The 19,408-nt window shown below is 65.4% G+C and carries 13 protein-coding genes and 2 pseudogenes; 5 read left to right on the plus strand and 10 right to left on the minus strand.

Annotated features, from left to right (window positions below):
* Window positions 1–161: 161 nt before the first annotated feature.
* Window positions 162–1,646: a DUF2252 domain-containing protein gene (locus MSPGM_RS05110; RefSeq protein WP_003603598.1), complete on the minus strand. Its 1,485-nt coding sequence runs from the start codon at window positions 1,644–1,646 to the stop codon at window positions 162–164.
* A gap of 467 nt (window positions 1,647–2,113) precedes the next feature.
* Between MSPGM_RS05110 and MSPGM_RS05115 the strand changes: the two genes are divergently transcribed.
* Both MSPGM_RS05115 and MSPGM_RS05120 read left to right on the plus strand, forming a co-directional pair.
* On the plus strand, window positions 2,114–2,953 hold the full coding sequence (locus MSPGM_RS05115) for a formate/nitrite transporter family protein (protein WP_003603596.1): 840 nt from the start codon (window positions 2,114–2,116) through the stop codon (window positions 2,951–2,953).
* Between the two features lie 67 nt (window positions 2,954–3,020).
* Window positions 3,021–4,735, plus strand: a pseudogene (locus MSPGM_RS05120) (protein kinase domain-containing protein).
* Between the two features lie 803 nt (window positions 4,736–5,538).
* On the opposite strand, the gene MSPGM_RS05125 reads toward MSPGM_RS05120, so the two are convergent.
* Entirely contained in the window at window positions 5,539–7,557 is a 2,019-nt protein-coding gene (locus MSPGM_RS05125; RefSeq protein ID WP_003603591.1) for a glycosyltransferase, read from the minus strand.
* Complete coding sequence (locus MSPGM_RS05130; protein ID WP_012252797.1) at window positions 7,539–8,774, minus strand: HlyD family secretion protein; 1,236 nt, start codon at window positions 8,772–8,774, stop codon at window positions 7,539–7,541. The genes MSPGM_RS05125 and MSPGM_RS05130 overlap by 19 nt, the downstream gene beginning before the upstream one ends.
* Before the next feature lie 1,778 nt (window positions 8,775–10,552).
* Between MSPGM_RS05130 and MSPGM_RS05135 the strand changes: the two genes are divergently transcribed.
* The 3 genes from MSPGM_RS05135 to MSPGM_RS05150 all read left to right on the plus strand — a co-directional run bounded on the left by MSPGM_RS05135 (window position 10,553) and on the right by MSPGM_RS05150 (window position 12,362).
* On the plus strand, window positions 10,553–10,918 hold the full coding sequence (locus MSPGM_RS05135; protein WP_003605095.1) for a hypothetical protein: 366 nt from the start codon (window positions 10,553–10,555) through the stop codon (window positions 10,916–10,918).
* A 129-nt stretch (window positions 10,919–11,047) separates the two neighbouring features.
* Window positions 11,048–11,851: a DUF4344 domain-containing metallopeptidase gene (locus MSPGM_RS25345; RefSeq protein ID WP_315974103.1), complete on the plus strand. Its 804-nt coding sequence runs from the start codon at window positions 11,048–11,050 to the stop codon at window positions 11,849–11,851.
* A gap of 16 nt (window positions 11,852–11,867) precedes the next feature.
* Window positions 11,868–12,362, plus strand: coding sequence for a hypothetical protein (locus tag MSPGM_RS05150; RefSeq protein WP_003605093.1), 495 nt, complete (start codon window positions 11,868–11,870; stop codon window positions 12,360–12,362).
* A 13-nt stretch (window positions 12,363–12,375) separates the two neighbouring features.
* On the opposite strand, the gene MSPGM_RS05155 is transcribed toward MSPGM_RS05150, so the two are convergent.
* The 7 genes and pseudogenes from MSPGM_RS05155 to MSPGM_RS05185 form a co-directional block, all read right to left on the minus strand.
* On the minus strand, window positions 12,376–12,579 hold the full coding sequence (locus tag MSPGM_RS05155; RefSeq protein WP_131473094.1) for a hypothetical protein: 204 nt from the start codon (window positions 12,577–12,579) through the stop codon (window positions 12,376–12,378).
* Between the two features lie 156 nt (window positions 12,580–12,735).
* Entirely contained in the window at window positions 12,736–13,578 is an 843-nt protein-coding gene (ppk2, locus tag MSPGM_RS05160; protein WP_003605091.1) for a polyphosphate kinase 2, read from the minus strand.
* A 41-nt stretch (window positions 13,579–13,619) separates the two neighbouring features.
* A complete protein-coding gene (locus MSPGM_RS05165; RefSeq protein WP_003605089.1) occupies window positions 13,620–16,811 on the minus strand; it encodes an efflux RND transporter permease subunit in 3,192 nt (1,063 codons plus the stop codon).
* A gap of 5 nt (window positions 16,812–16,816) precedes the next feature.
* A complete protein-coding gene (locus MSPGM_RS05170) occupies window positions 16,817–17,935 on the minus strand; it encodes an efflux RND transporter periplasmic adaptor subunit (protein ID WP_003605088.1) in 1,119 nt (372 codons plus the stop codon).
* 259 nt (window positions 17,936–18,194) lie between these two features.
* A pseudogene (locus MSPGM_RS05175) lies at window positions 18,195–18,394 on the minus strand (hypothetical protein); the annotation flags it as partial.
* Window positions 18,394–18,843, minus strand: coding sequence for a DUF6691 family protein (locus MSPGM_RS05180; RefSeq protein WP_012752243.1), 450 nt, complete (start codon window positions 18,841–18,843; stop codon window positions 18,394–18,396). The gene MSPGM_RS05180 and the pseudogene MSPGM_RS05175, both read right to left, overlap by 1 nt.
* A gap of 3 nt (window positions 18,844–18,846) precedes the next feature.
* A complete protein-coding gene (locus MSPGM_RS05185) occupies window positions 18,847–19,272 on the minus strand; it encodes a YeeE/YedE family protein (RefSeq protein WP_003607291.1) in 426 nt (141 codons plus the stop codon).
* Window positions 19,273–19,408: the final 136 nt, after the last annotated feature.

Raw genomic sequence — 19,408 nt, forward strand, 5'->3', positions numbered from 1 at the left:
GGGTACATCAACCCGCGGGCTTGGCACTCCAGTTGCCAGCGCATTCCACAAATCCGCCGGACGTGCGCCATGTCCCAACGCCGTTACCTTTGATGTTAAGGCGGGCAGAAGCCCGGTTCAGCACACTGGGCGATGGAAATGTCGGCCGCTCTCTTCCTCCATCACAAGTGCGGGTCATCCGCTGCCGTGAGGCGACCTTCAGCTATCGCGGCGCGAAACATCTCGTAGTCGGCCGCATTTCGATCCCCATAGGCCTGCGCCCAATCAGCAAGGGCTTCACGCAGGTCGGCACGCCCATCGTGACCGAAGTAGCCCGCGATCGCCGCTGCATCTCCGGTGCGAGCATGCGCCTTCGCCAGCAGCGCACCGTAGGCGTGCGAGAAGTACATCAGCGAGCGGCCCGCCATACGACTGAGCGGGATCTCGCCCTTCATGTTCTTCATCTGACGCACGTAGAATGGGCGGCCATCGATGCTGGTCCAGCCGAGCAGCGGGTCTCCCACTGCCTGCAGCAGGCGCTGTCCGTAGATGACGCGTTCGCCCTCGTGGCTCGCATAGGGCTCGGGCATGCCGCGCAGATACGGTGCGCTTGCCGGTCGCACGGCTTCCTTGACCTGGAGGAACAGCGCATCCTGGTCCGAATTTCCGCACAACAAGGCGACATAGGCCCGCGTGCCGACGCTACCGACGCCAACCACTCGGTGCGCGACATCGACGACGTGGTAGCGGCTCAGCATGAACCGGCGCTCGCGCGGCAGCGTCTCGGCGTAGCGTTCCAGTCCGGCCGTGACGCTCTGGCGTGTCGCTTCATCGACGCGGGTGAGAATCGGAGGCTCCTCGCGGAAGCGCCAGCCACCATCCGTGCGCCGCTCGCCGACCCGATCGAGCAGGCTCTGATTATTCTTGCGTCTGGCCTTCTCGACGGCTCGGAGCACCACGGCCTGCGACTGGGCATCGATTTCAATGCCGATGAAGTCGAGATCATCAGCGCGCGCGGCCTGCTGCCAGACGTCCAACGATCCGCGCGGAGCGAGATCGTCCATGGCGTGCTGGTAGCCCGCGGCGGCGCTTTGGACCGCCTGACGCCGTTCGGTTACGGGCACGGCGGCGTCTCGCGCCGCGACCTCGATACTCGCGCACAGCCGTTTGAGATCCCATTCCCACGGTCCGACCGTGACCTCATCGAAATCGTTGAGATCCAGAACGACGTCGCCCTGCGGAGAGCCGAACAGGCCGAAGTTCGATAGATGGGCGTCACCGTTCATCACGACGTCGATCGCACCGCGCGGTCCCTGAGCCAGATCCCAGGCCATGACCTGCGCTGCCCCGCGCAAGAACGCGAACGGCGAGGAAGCCATGCGGGCGACCCGCAGCGGGATGAGGTGTTCCTGCCGGCCAGCATGCGCCCCTTCGATGAGCGAGACCGGGTCGGGTCGATCCGCGTCGGCGCCTAGGATGGCATGATCGGCATGGGGAAGGTCGCGTCGCAGCGTCTTGCCCGCGGCTCGACGCTTATCCCACGGCTCGACTCCGGTGCGCAGGTCAATGTGCGGGAAGTCGGCCAGCGGCTCCAGCACGACCTCTTCAGCAGCCTCGATGATCGCGGCCTGCTCGCCCGATCCTGGTGCTGTGACGTCGTGATCCATCGTGCGTTCCGTCGTCAGGTCCGTCCGCGATGAGCCGCGGTCACTCCGCTTACGGCTTGAAGCGGTTGTCCCGCAACGCGACCGAACAGACCTCTTTCCCCGATATCCGCCTCTAAAAATCAAGCAGCCCTCGGCTCGGCGATCGAGCGCGTGCGCCCCTCCTCAGGGATTGATGGCGGACGGGTGAGCTTCGGCGCGGCGGACCGGCGCCGAGCGGCAGGACGCCCGGTCCTGAACGGCGGAACCGCGGCCTTCGGCGGAGAGCCGCCCGAACCGTGGCGTCGGCAAGGGCGTCGCACGGCACGCTGTGCTGCTCAAACGGGCGTGGATCTTGCTGAGGCGCGACCGACCGGTGCGGGCAAGGCTCGCCCCGGCGGGTCAGACACCACGTCGGACCGGAGGCGCCCGGAGATCCGGGCGGGGACTCGTCGAACCCAGCATCTTCCGGCCGCCACAAGGAAACCAGTATGGCTTACCTCGCGCCCTCCGAATTCGTGACCAAGATGGTCGATGCCGGAGAATCCAAGATTTTCATGGCGACCCGCGACACCGTGATCCGCGCCTACATGGCGGGCGCGATCCTGGCGCTTGCCGCGGTCTTCGCCGTCACCATCACTCAGCAGACCGGGATCCCGATCCTCGGCGCCGCCCTGTTCCCGGTCGGGTTCTGCATGCTCTACCTGCTGGGCTTCGATCTTCTGACCGGCGTTTTCGTGCTGGCCCCGCTGGCGCTCCTCGATCGACGCCCGGGCGTGACCTGGGGCGGGGTGCTGCGCAACTGGGGCCTCGTCTTCCTCGGCAACTTCCTGGGGGCGCTCACGGTGGCCTTCATGATGGCCTTCGTCTTCACCTTCGGCTTCACCGCGCCGGCCGACAAAGTCGGCGAGTTCATCGCCCATGTCGGCGAGCGCCGCACCCTCGGCTATGCCGCCCACGGCGTTGGCGGCTGGTTCACGATCTTCATGCGCGGCATGCTCTGCAACTGGATGGTCTCGACCGGCGTCGTCGGCGCGATGATCTCGACCACGGTGAGCGGCAAGGTCATCGCCATGTGGATGCCCATCATGGTGTTCTTCTACATGACCTTCGAGCACTCGGTGGTGAACATGTTCCTGTTCCCCTTCGGCCTGATGATGGGCGGCAACTTCTCGATCGGGGATTACTTCTTCTGGAACGAGATCCCGACCGTGCTGGGCAACCTCGTCGGCGGCTTGGCCTTCACGGGGCTCACCCTCTACACCACCCACGTCCGCACCGCGCCGAAGCGCACAGCCGTGCAGGGCGAGGCGCGCCGCCTCGCCGCCTGATCCGTGCTTGACCGGACGGGGACCCGCGCCGCAAGGGCACGGGTCCCTGTCCCTTAAGTCCTCCCCGATGCCGAACGACCTCAGGCTCACGCTCGGCCAGCACAGCGCGGCGGGTCGCAAGCCCAACAACCAGGATTTTCACGGGGCGCTCATCCCCGGGCAGCCGGCTCTGGGGCTCAAGGGCGCGGCCATCGCCATCGCGGACGGGATCGGCAGCAGTGCGGTCAGCCACGTCGCGAGTGAGACCGCGGTCAAGAGCTTCCTTACCGACTACTATGACACCCCCGACACATGGTCGGTGAAGAGCGCGGCGCAGCGCGTGATCGCGGCAGCCAATTCCTGGCTCCACGCCGAGACGCGGCGCAGCCGGCACGAGCCCGACCGCGGCTACGTCACCACCTTCAGCGCCCTCATCCTCAAGGGCCGCACAGCCCATCTCTTCCACGTCGGCGACGGGCGGATCTGCCGGGTTGCGGGCCGCTCCTTGGAGCAGCTGACCGAGGATCACCGCCTCGTTCTGTCGGCGGAGGAATCCTATCTCGGCCGGGCACTCGGCGCGGGCGGACGCGTGGAGATCGACCATGCCAGCGTGCGGACCGAGCCCGGCGACGTCTTCGTCCTGACCACCGACGGCGTACACGAGCACGTCGATCCAGAGACGATCGCTGGCCTGATCGCGCGCCATGCTGCCGATCTGGACACGGCTGCCCGCGAAATCATCAGACATGCCTACGAAGCCGGCAGCACCGACAATCTCACCGCACAGATCGTGCGCATTGAGGCAGCACCCGAGGACGGGCCGGCCGATCTAGCGGGCCGCGTCGCGGATCTGGCGCCCGCGCCCCTGCTCGATCCACCGACCGATTTCGACGGCTACCGGGTGCTGCGCACGCTTCACGCGAGCCACCGCAGCCACGTCTATCTCGCGCTGGATTCCGAGACCGGCGCGACCGTCGCCCTCAAGGTGCCCTCGACGGAAGCACGCGACGACCCCGCGCAGCTGCGCCGGCTGGTGATGGAGGAGTGGATCGCCCGGCGCATCGACAGCCCGCACGTGTTGAAGGCCCAGCCGCAGGCGCGGCGGCGCAGCCACCTCTACACGGCGATGGAGTATGTTGAGGGACGCACGCTGGCGCAGTGGATGCGGGACAATCCCGCGCCGGACCTCGAGACCGTGCGCAGCCTTGTCGAGCAGATCGCGCGGGGCCTGCAGGCCTTTCACCGGCGCGAGATGGTGCACCAAGACCTGCGGCCTCAGAACGTCCTGATCGACGCCGCTGGCACCGTACGGATCATCGATTTCGGCGCGACGCGCGTGGCGGGCGTGGCCGAGCTCGCCCCGAGGAACCGGTGCTCGGCACCCAGCAGTACAGCGCGCCCGAATACCTCGCCGGCCATGCCGGTACATCCGCGGCAGACGTGTTCTCCCTCGGGATCATCGCCTACCAGATGCTGACCGGACAGTTGCCCTATGGCGCGGCGGCCGCCCGGGCCTTGACCGAGGCGCGGGCGCGGCGCCTGCGTTACGTCCCGCTCTCGGCCGTGCGGCCGGGCCTGCCGGTCTGGGTCGACGGCGCCCTGCGCAAGGCCGTCCACCCGAACCCAGCTCTGCGCTATGAGGCGCTGTCGGCCTTCACCTACGACCTGCGCCACCCGAACCCTTCGCTCGCCGGAATGCGCCGGGCGGCTTTGCTGGAGCGCAATCCGATCCTGTTCTGGAAGCTGGTCTCGCTGGGGCTTGGGCTCGCGCTCCTCGCCCTGCTGGTGAGCCGAGCGGTCTGAGCACGCTGGCCGACGCTTCTCTCCGCTTTGAACCGCGCGTTCCACTTCGCAGCCGGTGGATCGTCAATCGCAACGTGCATTGGAGCGAGTGAAGGCACGGCAACGAGCACGAAGTTGTGGGGCTTCGTTGTCTGAACCCAGTCGGACATTGAGCGGCGATCGAGCAGACGCGGCGCTACATCGGAGATTGGTGGCGGACGGGGGCGCTAGGGACGGGCGGAGCGGCGCCGGGGTGATCGTGCGACCCGACCTCCACCCCACAATCGTCCTGCAGAATGGGCGCCGAAGGCTGGACATCAGGGGCGGAGGCCCGTCTACCTAAGGCCTACCCTCCAGTAGGCCTCGATACCGGACTTGCCCCATCTCGGTTCGCCGCGGTGGGGTTTTTCACGTGCCTACCCATGCAGGGGCGCTACGCAGCACATGAAGGGCCAAGCCTCCTAGAACGACGCCGGCACCGATCAGCACGAGGATATCGCCGAGTGTCATAGGTTGTTTCATGGCTGTCGTTTGCAGCCAAATGCACCTATCGATCTATACAGGCAGCCGCACGGGGCACTCTCACGCTCTGCCGACAGCACATGGCCCCGCGTGGATTAAATCGTAGAGCCGATACCTTGCCCGATCGCAGATTGCCCGTTTAAGGCCTCCGGCACCCGTCGCGCGGGGCTTTTCGTATCTGGGGCTACTGGCTTGGCTCGACCGATGCTCGCCCCGCCGCATCGTCACGGATCATCTGGAGCACCTTCTCAAGCTCAGCGAACGATGTCTTCGTGTGCGCGATAGAAGCCTCGGAGATCGGCTCAGGCCGGACCATAGGTGCCACCTCGTCCGAACAGGCGGCTCCAGAGGCCCCCGACGACGGCCGACTTGTCGATGTCACGGATGTCCTGCGAGTACTGGCCGGTGTAGAGTCGGACAATCATCACGTCGCGGCAGGCGCCCTCGAGATTGTAGGAAAATCGGACGCATGCGGGGCTCCGACGCCTGCCCGGCGTCACGCCATCGACCGTGGCTTCAAGGTGCGGGAAGCGCTCCATCTCGATCCAGATCTGGTCGCCGGGGCGTAGCTCGGGATCGGCCGGGAATGATGCGATCCCTCGATCGAGCGACAGATTGACGATCCGCGCGTCCAAGGTGCGGTCCGCTGCGACGATGCGGGCCGGCTCGTCTGTTGCGAAACTGTCAAGGAGCGGACGCGATTTCTCGAAGCAGATCAGGGCCGCGACCAAGAGGACGAGGATGTTGAGGGCGGCCCAGTAGGCCGAGACGAGCGAGAACTCACCCTCGCCGATGCGCGACCATTCCGGCACGATGTTGATGACGAGGCCGAGCGCGGTGACGGCGATCCAGAAGGCGATCGAGAAGAAGGTGTAGGCGTCGAAGGCGTTCTCCTCGTTGCCGCTGCCCTTCGGCGTCACGCGAAACGGCACGCCGAACGGCTTGATCACGCTGGAGACCACAACGGGCAGCATGCGGAACGTCGCGAAGGTGCCCACCGCGCTCGACACCAGTGGCAAGTAGCGGGTCGGCGTCAACCAGCCCATCAGCAGGAAGTAGGCCGTGAGCACGGGCAACTGGTAATAGACGATGTCCTGCGAGCCGGTGAAGTACAGCGGTGCCGCGCCGGTCCAGAGGTAGACGGCCGGTACCACGAGGATCACGAACCGCGTCGTGTACTGCATCAGCCACGACAGGGGCAGGAACATCACCCGCTGGAACAGGTTCAAGCCCGGCCCCCGCAGCGGGCCGTTATGCAGGTAGATCGTCTGGATGCCGCCGCGGCACCAGCGGCCCCGCTGAACGAAGTATCCCTTCAGGTTCTCCGCCGCGAGACCCATCGACAGGCGCTCGTTCAGGTAGCGGGTCTTGTATCCCTTATTGAGCATCGCGAGGGTCGTGAGGAGATCCTCGGTGATCGAGTCGTGCGGGAAGCCGCCGATTACATCGAGGGCCGCGCGGCGGGCGATCGAGCAGGAACCGCAGCAGAAGCTCATGTCCCAGGCATCGCGGCTCGCGGCCATCTCATCGAAGAACAATCTCTGCTCGTCGGGCCAGACCTTTTCGAGCGAGAGGTTCGACTGGACCGGATCCTTGTTGAAGAAATGTTGCGGGGTCTGAACGATGCCAATCGACGGGTCCGCGAAAAAGGGCAGCGTGCGGCGCAGAAAATTGCGGTAGGGCACGAAATCGGCGTCGAAGATCGCGATGAAGTCGCCTGAGGATACCTTGAGTCCGTTGTTCATGTTGCCGGCCTTGGCGTGGGAATTGTCCGGCCGGGTGACGTGGATCGCGCCCTTCTCCTCACAATACGCTTTCAACCAGTCCCGCTTCTTGTCGTCGAGGACATAGACCTTGAACTTGTCCCGCGGGTAATCGAGCGCGAGAGCCCCGACGATGGTCCGCTCCAGCACGTCGAGCGGCTCGTTGTAGGTTGGGATGAAGACATCGACTCTCGGCAACTCCGCCTCCGGCCGTACGAAGAAGGCTCGTTCCAACCGGCTCGCCTCGGCGCTTCGGTCGACCGAGCGGCTCATCACCACGAGGAAGAGCAGGATGTCGGCGAAGGCGCCGAGTTCCACGAAGAAGACGGCCCAGGTCCAGATGAGGGCAAAGCTGCCGTCCACAGGATGCGGCAACACGGTGTGAAAGAAGCGCCAGAGGAGGTAGCGCACGGCCACCGCGAGAACGAAGGCGCAGGCGATGCTCCGCGCCCAGGTCTTCTGCCGCGGCCAGTTCGTCACGAAAAGATAAAAGAAAGCCCCGACGAGGCAGGTCGGCGCGAGAGGAGCGAGGTTGAGCTCTAGGAGATGCTGAACCACAGGCTCTTCACCCAGTTGACGAACGGCAGAGTCGCTGCGGATCGTGCAAACCGGACTTGCACGGTGCGGCCCACATGGCAGAAGTTCTCGTAGTCGGTTTGCATCGCATTCTGATCGAGGATCAGCCGAATGCGGGCATTCTTGCCTCTGCTCTTGGGCGGAATGGCCGCAAGCGTCACCTCCTCGACGGCCGCGCTTGACCCACGGACGGAGTTCACGCGTCCGGCAATGACGTCGGAGGTTCCGAGCAGCCGCACTTCTGCGGGATCGCCAGGCTTGATTTGATCATAATCGACTTCGTCGAGCAGGATGTCGACGAAGAGATCCCGGCAGTCGAGCAGGCGGGTCAGCTCATTGCCGACAATCACGTTCGAGCCGCCGACGACGTTGTTGCGCCAGATCACACCGCGAAAGGGGAGCCTTATGGAGGCACTCGACAGCCTGTCGTTGCGGTTGCGTTCGATAAAAAGCTGTTTCTCCAGGAGCTTAACACGTGCGCGTTCGATCTTAGCCTGGGCCTCGACGTTGGCGAGCTGAATCGTGACTTCGTCTCCACGTTGTTGCGAGTACGGCACATCGTTTCGCCCCTCGCCCACGAAGGTGCCACGCTTCAAAGCGTCGAGCTGCTGGTTCAGCCGATCAAGTTCAGCTTTGGCGATCGTGCCCTCGTTGCCGGAGGCGACGGCTGCAGCCCTCGCCGCTTCGACTGAACTGTTCGCGACCACACCGGTCGCACCGAGGGTCTGCTTGCGGCTGAGGTCGGCCTCTGCCGAGACACGGTTGGCCTGGGCTGTGCTGATCCGTTGCTGGCGGATAATGATCTCCTGCTGGATGCTTTGCAGGCTCGCCTTCTGGTAGTCGCCGAGCCGCGCAGCGAGTTCCTTCTTGAGAGCCGCGAGCTGACCGATCTGCGCGTCGAGCGCCTTCAGGCGCTCGAGCGCGGCGCCGAGGTCAGCATCGAGTTGCGCTTCCGCCGTGCGGGCGATGCGATCGTTCGTGATTTGGAAGATCTCGGCTTCCTCCGGCAGCGCGGTCCCGACCTTGGGAGGAGTCTCGGAAACGACGCCCTCGATCGGCGCCGACACCACGGCGAAGCGCGCATTTACGGTGCCATCGAGGCTCGTATATCCGGTCAGGCCTGGCAGCATTACAACGACTGCGGTGGCTAGAAGCGCCAATCCGACAAGGATGCGAACAGCACGAGTGTTCCAAAACATGCCCCATCATCCTGATACGGCGTCTCGGCGCCTTGTTTTTTCAGGCGGTTAGCTCAAGCGAGTGGAATGATTTGCTTGCTGCTCAGACACGAAAACGCTCACTTCTCCGGCATGGATCCTTGGGATCGCACGATAGTTGCATTTTCCTTAGCGAGATTGGTGCGCTTTTATTCGCGCGGGGGCTGCGCCTGGGCCAGTCCGCTGAGTGGCGCAGTCCAATCCTCAACGACCTACTCTGGTTTCTACGGACGAGCGCATTGTGGAAGGATCTGCCAACGTGTTCCGATTCCGTCGGAGCCGTGGTGAGCCAATTGCATCGCTGGCGCCAAGCGGGCGTGTTCGAGCGGGCTCCGCAGCACCGGCAGGCACAGGCGGGTGCCTGCCGTGATTTCGACTGCGATCTTGCGAAAGTCCGTCCAGGTACTTCCTAGACTTAAAAGCGAACGGGCAACTTCCTGCCGGATACGGTTGTGTCGAGCTCATTAGCCTGTCGGGAAGCGGGCATTCTGAAGGCCTGAGAAGGGTCGCAAGCAGCGGTCCGGGTCCGGTGAAGCCAATGTCGGCTTTTGTTGCAGAGGGCCGTCATCCGAGGCTGGGCTTATCGGCAGCAGCGGGTTCCTTCTGAAGAGCTCCTCAACCCAAGGGCCTGTCATGCCCGAAGTCGCTACCTCCCAAACCAGGGCCCGCGTTCCTTGGAACCGTGGCCGCAGTGTTGGCCCCAAGCCGCTGCGCGTAACTGCGCCCGGTCTTGGGCAGTCGATCGAACGGGAGGTCGTTAGAGCGGCATTCTATCGACGGTCGGATCTTCGGCGCATCTAAAAAAAAGATTGATAGTACACACTCCAGGCCCTCGCGGATAAGACCGCGGTGGCTTTGCTATGTCTCGATCGAGCTTCTCTGCGGGCACGAGCGAACATGGATTCCTTCTCGTCACTCGAACAACTTATCCGCGCGGAGCGCGCAATTTATACTTTATTACCCAGAAGGTGCGCACAATCTTCAATCAAGTCAGCGCCATAGAACCAGGCTCCTATCAGCTTATGCCTAACGCTAAAATGTTGGGCTACCCAAAGATACGCATTCTGACCTCTAGGATACACATCAGCAGAGCCTAAAATAAACTAACGAGATTGGGGCGACCGTGGATCGGTCGCCCCAGTCGCGAAGGGAACAAAGGGGCACGGCAATTTCCACCCCGGCGAGGACGGACTTGCAAGCGCAGCGATGGGCTGCGGATGCTATCGTTGTATCGGCCCGATACGGATCGCGCGGCTGGGTCGGTAGCGGCGGCAGTAGTTCGACGCACACAAGTGCGAGCCGCTCTTGATGGCACATAGAATGAAGAAACCGCTCGCGGGCAAGGTACTCCGGTAGTCCCATAAGCGTGACCACGATCGAGGTGTCGGAACCCGTGTGCAGCCAAGGACGGATCACTAGGGCCGACGCAATTTTTACGTGCAAGTGCACCAAAAGACGAAGCGCAACTGCGGACGAAGTACAGCCCGGTTCAGCGCCTGGTAGGCACCTCTTGGTGTCCCGTCCGATCAAGCAAAAATATATACAACGAGCCATTTGACGGCTGGAGGATGCCGCCATGCCCGGTTCCGTCAGGCTGCGCGCCGACATCTGCTCGAATCGGGCAGCTTCAACCATGTATTCTGGTGCCCTTCGCCGCTGGGTGGGCATGACGCCCAGCGCATGGCGGAAGGTTCAACGAACGGGGTGAAGCGCGACGAGAACCACGAAGAAGCTCGCTTGCGACGGAAGAGGGAGAGCGGATGCAGCAGCACCTTCCTGCCTGGGCCTGCGTCCTCGTGATGCTCGCTGGCGAGGCGAGCGCGCAGGAAGCCCGATCGCCCCTGCTCGACGCGGCGGACTCGCGCATGCAGATCGGCGCCGCCTCGCTCGTGCCGACGCTCCGCCGCCGCTGGCTCTATGCTGATCACAAGCTCGTCGTCGGGCGCGTAAAGGATGTGCGGGTCTCGGCCGACGGGACGACGCTGATCGCAGTGGTGGCCCGCCGTCGCTGGCTCGGCGGCGGGGAGGTTGGCATCCCGGTTCCTCTCCTGCGGCAGGCGGACAACGACCTGACCGTCAGCGCCACACGCGAGACCATCGGGCAGCTTCCACTCTTCAAGCCGTGAGAGACGAGCCTTGATGACTCGCTGCTCGCGGCGCTGGAGGCGTACCGCAACCAGCCACACCGGCTTCCGCTGCGTTGTCAGGAGGGAGCCATTGCCCGATGATCCAAACGCCATGCAGGGCTTCCCACGATGAGTCCGGCCAACTTGGAACGGCTGACGGGGACGCGGATGCCGGTCCGTGCCTGGCACATTGGCATCCTCTTGGCAGCAACCGTGCTTCCGGGGAGCGCGTCGGCCGGTCCGAGCGGACGCGACGGCGAACGCATTCGGGTCGTCTATGTGGCACCCAAGACGGCCGCCTACCGTGAGATCTACGACACCATGCGCGAGCACAAAGTGCTGGAGCGGGTCGGCGCCATCATCGGTCTCGTCAGGCTGCCCAATCGACTGACTTACCGGCTGACCGAATGCTCCGGCGAGCGCAACGCTTGGTACGCGCCCGAGAACTGGAGCGTGACCGTCTGCTACGAGCTCCTCGACAGCATCGTCCAGGCCGCACCGCGAACGAAGTCGCCGGCCGGGGTGACCCGGCAGGATGCGATCCACGGCCCGGTCTTCCAGATCCTGCTGCACGAGAGCAGCCACCTCCGTTCCCTCGCGGCGACCGATCCTGATGCGCAGCGGGCCATCGACCTCTTCGTCTACCGGATCGAGCGGGAGCTCGGCTCGCTGGTGGCGGCACTCGGCGGCCTGGACGCCCTCATTTTCACCGGCGGCATCGGTGAGAACGACGTCGCCACACGGGCCGAAGTTCTGCGGGGAGCCGCCTGGGCCGGTTTCGAACTCGACGCGGTGGCCAATGCTTCCGGCGGCCCGCAGGTGACCCGAGGGCCCGGTCCCGCTGCCTGGGTCATTCCGGCGGACGAGGAGATGACGATCGCGCGCGGAACGTGCGAAGCGCTGGCCCAGGTCCAGCGCGAACCGGCCTCATGAACAACAGGAGTTCGCCATGGAAGCGCTGAAGACGAATCCACAGACCGAACACGAGCTTGGCGACGAGAGCTTCATGTCCGCCGCCGAACTCGGCGCTTATACGGCCAAACTGAAGGCCGCGAAGGCCCTGCAGACCGAGGATCGAGCCGAAGAGGCGCGGGCCGAGCTCATCAAGACTCTGTCCGAGACCATCGAGGTCACGCCTAAGAAGGTGCACGAGATCATGACGTCGCTCTTGTACAAGCTCCGGATCGCGGCCGAGCAGGGCAAGAACGAACTTCTCGTGATGCGTTTCCCGAACGTGATGTGCAGTGACGGCGGACGGGCCATCAACAATTTCGAGAAAGGTTGGCCCGAGACCCTGACCGGACGCCCGCGCCAAGCTTTCGAGTTCTGGCGGGACCGCCTGCAGCCGGCCGGCTACGGCCTGAAGGCCGTGATCGTCAACTTCCCCGACGGCATGCCGGGTGACGTGGGCTTCTTGCTCACCTGGGAGACACGCAGCGCATAGGTTCCACCGACCTTCAGGATGGCAGCCATGGCCGCGCGATCACGACGGGCTTGAGTCCGACAAGGTGGGCAGGCCGTTGCGCCTCGTCGTCGACGGGAGATGGTTGTCGACGTGCAGGTTCCAGCGGCTGGTCAACCCCGCGCTGGTGCGCCGGGAAGCTCTCCTGGGCGTCGGTACCGAGCTGACCGGCATGACCATCGACGTCGACGATGGCCAAGAGTGCCTCGCGAGACGCCCAGTCACAGGCGCCCTCCCTCTCGGGCTGGCGGCGCAGCAGGCGTTTCTTAGGAGAAACGCAGCATCATGCCCTGCCGGCGCTCGGCCGCGCCTCGACCGCGGGGTTGCCCTGGAGCTTGCCGGCGCGATCCCAACCTCAGTACCTTTCGGTGACGAAGCGCCTATTCCTGAGGGTATCGTCGTACGCATCCTCCTTGCTGCGCTTCGGCAGCGTCACCGCGTCGTGCTTCTGTTCCCTGTAGGGGATCAGACGGAGGAGGTGAGTGATGCAGTTGAGGCGCGCCCGCCGCTTGTCGTCGGAGCGGACGATGTGCCAGGGAGCGTCGTCAGTGTCGGTGGCCGCCAGCATCGCATCGCGCGCCTTCGAGAACGCGTACCAGCGCTCGTAGGATTCGAGGTCCATCGAGCTCAGCTTCCACTGCCGGAGGGGATCCTCGATCCGTGCCAGGAAGCGCCGCTTCTGCTCCTGCTTTCCAACCTCCAGCCAGAATTTGATGAGTTGGGTCCCGCCATCGACGATGAAGCGCTCGATCCGCGGGCAGAGGTCGAGGAACCGGCGATACTCCGCGTCGTTGCAGAAGCCCATGACGCGCTCGACGCCCGCCCGGTTGTACCAGCTACGGTCGAAGATCACGATCTCGCCGGCCGCCGGGAAATGCTCGATGTAGCGCTGGATGAACATCTGGGACTTCTGCCGGTCCGTTGGTGCCGGCAGCGCGACGACGCGGAACACGCGCGGGCTGACCCGCTCGGTGATGGCCTTAATCGTCCCTCCTTTGCCTGCCGCATCGCGGCCCTCGAACACGATGATGATGCGGGCGCCGGTTCGCTTGACCCAGTCCTGCAGATGGCACAGCTTGACCTGTAGGGTGTGCAATTCCCTCTCGTAGTCCTTTTTCTTGAGCTTCTTGGCGGTCCCGGCCTGGGGCCGACCCGCATCGGGCTTCGTGGTCGGTATGACCTGCTCGATATCGTGCATCGTCATGCTCCCACCTGCCCGCATCGAAGGGGTCGATCGAGTCACTCGGCCGGCAAGTGCTTCGGGGCGCCGCTTGCGCCTTCGACCGACGGCTCGACCTGCTGTTTCGCTCCCTTGCGCCTCATGAGGCTCCAGGCCCGCTCGCGCAGGCCCTGAAACAGGACGTAGAGGGGCGGAATCACGAAGATGCCGAGGAATGACGCGGCGATCATGCCGCCGAAGACCGGCGTCCCGACATTGCGTCGGGCGAGCTGCGAGGCTCCGACAGCGATGACCAGGGGGAGCAGGCCCAGGATGAAGGCGAAGGACGTCATCATCACCGGGCGGAAGCGCAGGCGCGCGCCTTCGGTGGCAGCCTTCTGAAGCGGAACGCCCTTCTCCCGCTGCTCCTTGGCGAACTCGACGATCAGGATGCCATTCTTGGCAGCCAGCCCGATGAGCACGATCATGCCGATCTGCGCATAGAGATCGAGGGTGAGCTTGCCCCACACCATGGACGCGTAGGCCCCGGCGATCCCGACCGTAACCGACAGCAGCACCGGGACGGGGATGGTCCAGCTCTCGTAGAGCGCGACCAGAAACAGGAACGCGAACAGGACCGCGAAGCCCAGGATGATGGCGGTCTTGCCCTCGGCCCGCTTCTCTTGGAACGCCGTGTCCGTCCACTCGCCGCCGAAGCCCGCAGGCAGGGTCCGGGCCGCGACGCCGTCCATGGCGGCGAGCGCCTGACCGGACGAGACGCCCGGCGCGGGCGAGCCCTGGATCGTGACGGCGCGAAGGTTGTTGTAGCGGATCAGCGCCGGCGGCCCCACCACGATCCGGACCTCCGCGAGCGAGCGCAGCGGCACCATCTCGCCGTCCTTGTTCCGCACGTTGATCCGATAGATGTCGTCGATCTTGGTCCGGTCTGCGGCCTCCGCCTGAACCTGCACCTGCCAGGTACGGCCGAACAGGTTGATGTCGTTGACGTAGTAGCCGCCGAGCGAAGCCTGTAGCGCTTGAAACACGGCGCTCAGGGGCACTCCGAGAACCTGCGCCTTGTCGCGATCGATATCGAGATAGACCGATGGGTTCGTCGCCGAGAAGGTGCTGAACACACGGTTGAGCTGCGGATCCTGGTTCGCTGCTACGACTAAGCCGCGCAGGACTTGGGCGAGCTCCTTCGGATCGCCACCGCGCAGATCCTGCAGCACGTAGCTGAAGCCACCGCCGGTGCCGAGGCCGATGATGGGTGGAGGAGCGAGCGGTACGACGGTGCCTCCGGGGATCTCCCGGAATTGCTGGCCGAGGCGCGCAATCATGGCCGCCGCTCCGTCCGCGGCAGCCTTGCGCTCCTCGAACGGCTTGAGGGTCACGACCAGGAAGGCCGCGTTGCCCTGGGAGTAGTTGTCGATGAAGTTGAGGCCGATCACCGAGGTGGTGTCAGCGACCGCATGCTCCTGCCGCAGGATCTGCTCGGCCCGGGCCACGACCTCGGAGGTCCTCCCGACCGATGCGCCTTCCGGCAACTGCACCACGACGAAGAAGGCGCCTTGATCGTCTTCGGGCAGGAAGCCGGTCGGGGTTCGCTTCGCGAGTTCGGTCGCGCCGTAGGCCGCGGCGCCGGCGAGCACGAGACCGAGGATCGAGAAGCGCACGATGCGCGCCACGGCGGCACCATAGCCGTTGCTGACCCGGTCGATGGAGCGCATCACCATGCCCATGATACCCCGGCGAGGGCCGTGGTGCGGGCGCAGCAGCACGCCACAGAGAGCCGGCGACAGGGTCAGCGCGTTGACCGCCGAGATGAACATCGAGACCGCGACCGCGACGGCGAACTGGCGGAAGAGCTCGCCCGAGATGCCGGGCACGAAGGCGACCGGCACGAAGACCGACAGCAAGACCAGCGTGATGGCGATGATCGGGGCCGTGATCTCGGCCATGGCCCGCTTCGTCGCGTCCCGGGGTGACAGCTCCGGGTGCTCCTCCATCACACGCTCGACGTTCTCGACCACGACGATGGCGTCATCGACGACGATCCCGATGGCGAGCACCAGGGCGAGTAGCGAGACCGAGTTCGCCGAGTAGCCGACCGCCTTGAGGACGATGAAGGTGCCGATCAAGCTGACAGGCACGGCCAGCGTCGGGATCAGCGTGGCGCGCAGGCTACCGAGGAACAGGAACACCACGATCACAACGAGCACGAAGGCCTCGACCAGGGTCTTCTGCACCTCGTGCACCGTTTCGGTGATGAAGGCGGTCGGATCGTAGGTGACCTTCCAGGCCAACCCCTCGGGGAAGGTCTTCGCCAGCTCTCCGACCCGCCTCTCGACCTCTTTCAGGGTCGAGAGGGCGTTGGCGCCGGGTGACTGGTAGATCGCGATCACCGTCGCCGGGCTGCCGTTGAGCCGCGTCTCACGGTCGAGATTGGCCGCGCCGAGATCGACTCTCGCCACGTCGCCGAGGCGCAGCACCGACCCGTCCGGGTTGGTGCGCAACACGATGTTGCGGAACTGCTCCGCGGAGGTCAGGCGCCCTTGCGTCTGGATGCTGAGCTGAAGCTGCTGCTCGTCCGAGATCGGCCGGGCACCGATCCGCCCGACCGGCGCCTGCACGTTCTGGGCCTGGATCGCTCCGATGACGTCGCCCGTGGTCAGGCTGAGCCCGGTGAGCTGGTCGGTGCGCACCCAGGCTCGCATCGCGTAATCCTGCGGGCCCCACAGCGTCGCATCGCCGACGCCGGGCGTGCTCTTGATGCGGTCGAGCAGGTTGATCGTGACGTAGTTGGAGATGAAAAGCGGGTCTTGGGTCGATTTTGGCGAGTAGACCGCCAGGACGCCGAGAAGGGCCGAGGATTTTTTCTTGACGGTGACGCCCTGCTTGCGAACGTCCTCGGGCAGCTTGGCGAGGGCGATCTGCACGCGGTTGTTGACGTTGACCGCATTGATGTCGGGATCGGTGCCGAGCTCGAACGAGCCGGTGAGCGTGTAGCTGCCGTCGTTGCCGCTGACGCTCTTCATGTAGATCATCTTGTCGACGCCGACGACCTGGGACTCGATTGGCTGCGCGACCGTCGATTCCACCACGTCGGCGGATGCGCCCGGATAGGTCGTGGTCACCGAGACCTGCGGCGGCACGATATCGGGGTACTGCGCCACCGGGATCGTCAGGAGCGCCAGCGCGCCCGCGATCGAGATCACGATGGCGATCACCACCGCAAGGCGCGGCCGGTCGACGAAGATGGCGGAGAACATGGACGTCAGATCCTGCTGGCCGTCTCGCTGACCGGGGTCGCCTGAACGAGGATCCCGGGCCGCACCCGCTGCAGCCCATCGACGATGACGACTTCGCCGCCCGAGAGGCCCTCCGCGATGACCGCGTCCGTTCCGGTGCCGCCAGGCTCCGGTTTGACGCGCCGTATCTTGGCCCGGCTTTCCTCGACGACGAACACGTAGACGCCGCCCTGGTCGGCGATGAGGGCGGATTGCGGCACGACGACCTTCTGCTCCGGCTGCCCGGCCTGAAGGTTGACGCGCACGAGTTGCCCGTCGCGAAGCGCACCGGCCGGGTTCGGCATCGTGGCGCGCACGACGACCGTGTCGGTCGCGCGGTCGACGCTGATGTTGACGAAGTCGACCCGTCCGATCTGACCGTATTCCGAGCCGTCCTGAAAACGGATCCGGACTCCGATCTTGCTCCGGTCTGGGCGCGCCTCGCCCTGCTGGTAGCGCAGGAACTCGCGCTGGCTCACCGGGAAGGTGACGTAGATCGGGTCCTGGCTGACGATCGTGGTGAGAGCGCCGCTGTCGGGCCCAACCACGTTGCCCTTGGTGACGCTGGTGCGGCCGATCTGGCCGGAAATGGGCGCGAAGATCTGCGTGTAGCCGAGATTGATCCGCGCCGTCTGGAGGCTCGCCTCGTCACCCATGACGGCGCCCTTCGCCTGGTCCCGCGCGGCGCGGGCCTGGTCCCGGGCTACGACGGTGCCGGAGCTTTTATCGAGTAGGTCTTGCGCCCGCTGCAACTGGATGGCTGCCAGAAGTTCGGCGGCCCTGGTGCGCTCGAGCGCGCCCTCGGCCTGCTTGACCGCGGCCTCGAACAGGTCCGGCTCGATCCGGTAGAGCGGCGCCCCCTCCTTGATCGGCTCTCCCTCCTTGAATTGGACGGCATCCAGAAAGCCGACAACGCGCGCGCGCACCTCGACACGACCGACCGCCTCGACGCGGCCGACGAAGTCGAGCGCCTGATCGATGGCCTTGCGTTGAGCGAAGGCCGTCCCGACCGGGACTGCAGCGGGCGCGGCCGGCTGCGCCTGCGCCTGCAAGCCGAGCCCAGAGACGAGGAGCAGGGCACACAACCGAGGGAGAAGGCGGAACATGGTCATCCCTCTCGTCGCCACCGTCACCCGATCAGGGCAGCTTCAGCCTCTTCTCGCAGAGTACGAGCACTCCGGCTTGATCAAACGGGACTGAACCGCTCCGGATTCCCTGGAGGCTCCAACTTTTGAGAGGATGGAGCCCGGACGAATAGAAGCACACCTTTTCCGCCTGAGGTGTCAGTCCGCTCCATCCTCCGTAGCGGACACTTGCAAGCGAGAACGCGGTCGCGCATCGCCACTTCACATTCCCGGCCCGCTATTGCGAAACGAGATTGCCCGCCGCGCCGACCGAGGCCGCTAGGTCGCTGGTGCCGATGGCGACGTGCGGCGAGCTCACGCCGTCTACGTAGATCAGGCGAGGACCGTCAGGATCGAGCCGCCCCCGCCGACGAGGCCGAGGATCGCCCCAACGACCCCGCCCGGGCCGGTGGCGAGACCGGATGTGAGCAAGCCGGACATCACGCGTCAGCCACTTGAACGGCCGTCGGCTTCAAGGCCGCCGAGGGCACAAGGCGGAACAGCAGCATGCCGATGACCATGGCCGCCACGAAGGTCGCGGCGGGGGCCGGCGCGACCGTCAGGAGGGTCAGCGCCGGTCCGGGGCACAAGCCGATCAGGCCCCAGCCGACGCCGAAGACCGCGGCACCGGCGAGCAGGCGCGGGTCGAGGTCACGCCGGGTCGGGATCTCGAGCCGGGGCGCGAGCAGCGGCCGGCCGCGCCGCCGCGCGATGAGGGTGCCGGCGGCCGAGACCGCGACGGCGCCCGCCATGACGAAGGCAAGGCTCGGATCCCAGCGTCCCGTCACGTCGAGGAAGGCGAGGACCTTGGCCGGATTGGCCATGCCGGAGACGAGCAGGCCGAGCCCGAACAGCAGGCCTACGGCAAAGGCGGAAACGGCTCTGGCCATGGCTCAGGCTCCGAGCAGGTGACGCGTGACGAAGACGGTGAGGATGGCGACGGCCATGAAGGTGCCGGTGGCGGCGAGGGAGCGGGACGAGCCGCGACCGATGCCGCAGACGCCGTGGCCGCTGGTGCAGCCGGCCCCGAGGCGCGCGCCGAACCCGACCAGCAGGCCCGCGACCACCAGGAGCGGGAACGAGGCATCGACCGTCACCGGCGGCAGGCTTCCTCCGAAGCCGGCATAGACCAGCGGCGCCAGGACCAGACCGGCCAGGAAGGCGGCCCGCCATCCCGTCTGGCCTGAGGGAGGGGCGAGCAGACCGCCAAGGATGCCGCTGATGCCAGCGATCCGTCCGTTCAGAAGCAGGAACAGGGCAGCGGCGGCGCCGATCATGACGCCGCCGAGGGTGGCGCTGAGTGGCGTGAAGCCGTCCATGGTGATCTCTCCCGAACTGCCACAGGGACAAACCTGCGGGCGCTATGGGCTCCGTATGCAGGCTGCGGGGTCGCTTGGGCCGAATGCCCCCGCATCCAACCGAGCTATAATTAGATGACACTTAATTAGCAACATC

Origin of the sequence: Methylorubrum sp. GM97 (genome assembly GCF_024347855.1) — a bacterium.
In the GTDB taxonomy this organism is placed as follows: domain Bacteria; phylum Pseudomonadota; class Alphaproteobacteria; order Rhizobiales; family Beijerinckiaceae; genus Methylobacterium; species Methylobacterium extorquens.

What these genes read in the sequence shown, in the direction of transcription:
- MSPGM_RS05130 (WP_012252797.1), bottom strand. Translation starts at nt 8,774, where the DNA reads ATGTTTTGGAACACTCGTGCTGTTCGCATCCTTGTCGGATTGGCGCTT.
- ppk2 (WP_003605091.1), bottom strand. Translation starts at nt 13,578, where the DNA reads ATGCACGATATCGAGCAGGTCATACCGACCACGAAGCCCGATGCGGGT.
- MSPGM_RS05180 (WP_012752243.1), bottom strand. Translation starts at nt 18,843, where the DNA reads ATGGCCAGAGCCGTTTCCGCCTTTGCCGTAGGCCTGCTGTTCGGGCTC.
- MSPGM_RS05165 (WP_003605089.1), bottom strand. Translation starts at nt 16,811, where the DNA reads ATGTTCTCCGCCATCTTCGTCGACCGGCCGCGCCTTGCGGTGGTGATC.
- MSPGM_RS05150 (WP_003605093.1), top strand. Translation starts at nt 11,868, where the DNA reads ATGGAAGCGCTGAAGACGAATCCACAGACCGAACACGAGCTTGGCGAC.
- MSPGM_RS05185 (WP_003607291.1), bottom strand. Translation starts at nt 19,272, where the DNA reads ATGGACGGCTTCACGCCACTCAGCGCCACCCTCGGCGGCGTCATGATC.
- MSPGM_RS05110 (WP_003603598.1), bottom strand. Translation starts at nt 1,646, where the DNA reads ATGGATCACGACGTCACAGCACCAGGATCGGGCGAGCAGGCCGCGATC.
- MSPGM_RS05115 (WP_003603596.1), top strand. Translation starts at nt 2,114, where the DNA reads ATGGCTTACCTCGCGCCCTCCGAATTCGTGACCAAGATGGTCGATGCC.
- MSPGM_RS05170 (WP_003605088.1), bottom strand. Translation starts at nt 17,935, where the DNA reads ATGTTCCGCCTTCTCCCTCGGTTGTGTGCCCTGCTCCTCGTCTCTGGG.
- MSPGM_RS05135 (WP_003605095.1), top strand. Translation starts at nt 10,553, where the DNA reads ATGCAGCAGCACCTTCCTGCCTGGGCCTGCGTCCTCGTGATGCTCGCT.
- MSPGM_RS25345 (WP_315974103.1), top strand. Translation starts at nt 11,048, where the DNA reads ATGAGTCCGGCCAACTTGGAACGGCTGACGGGGACGCGGATGCCGGTC.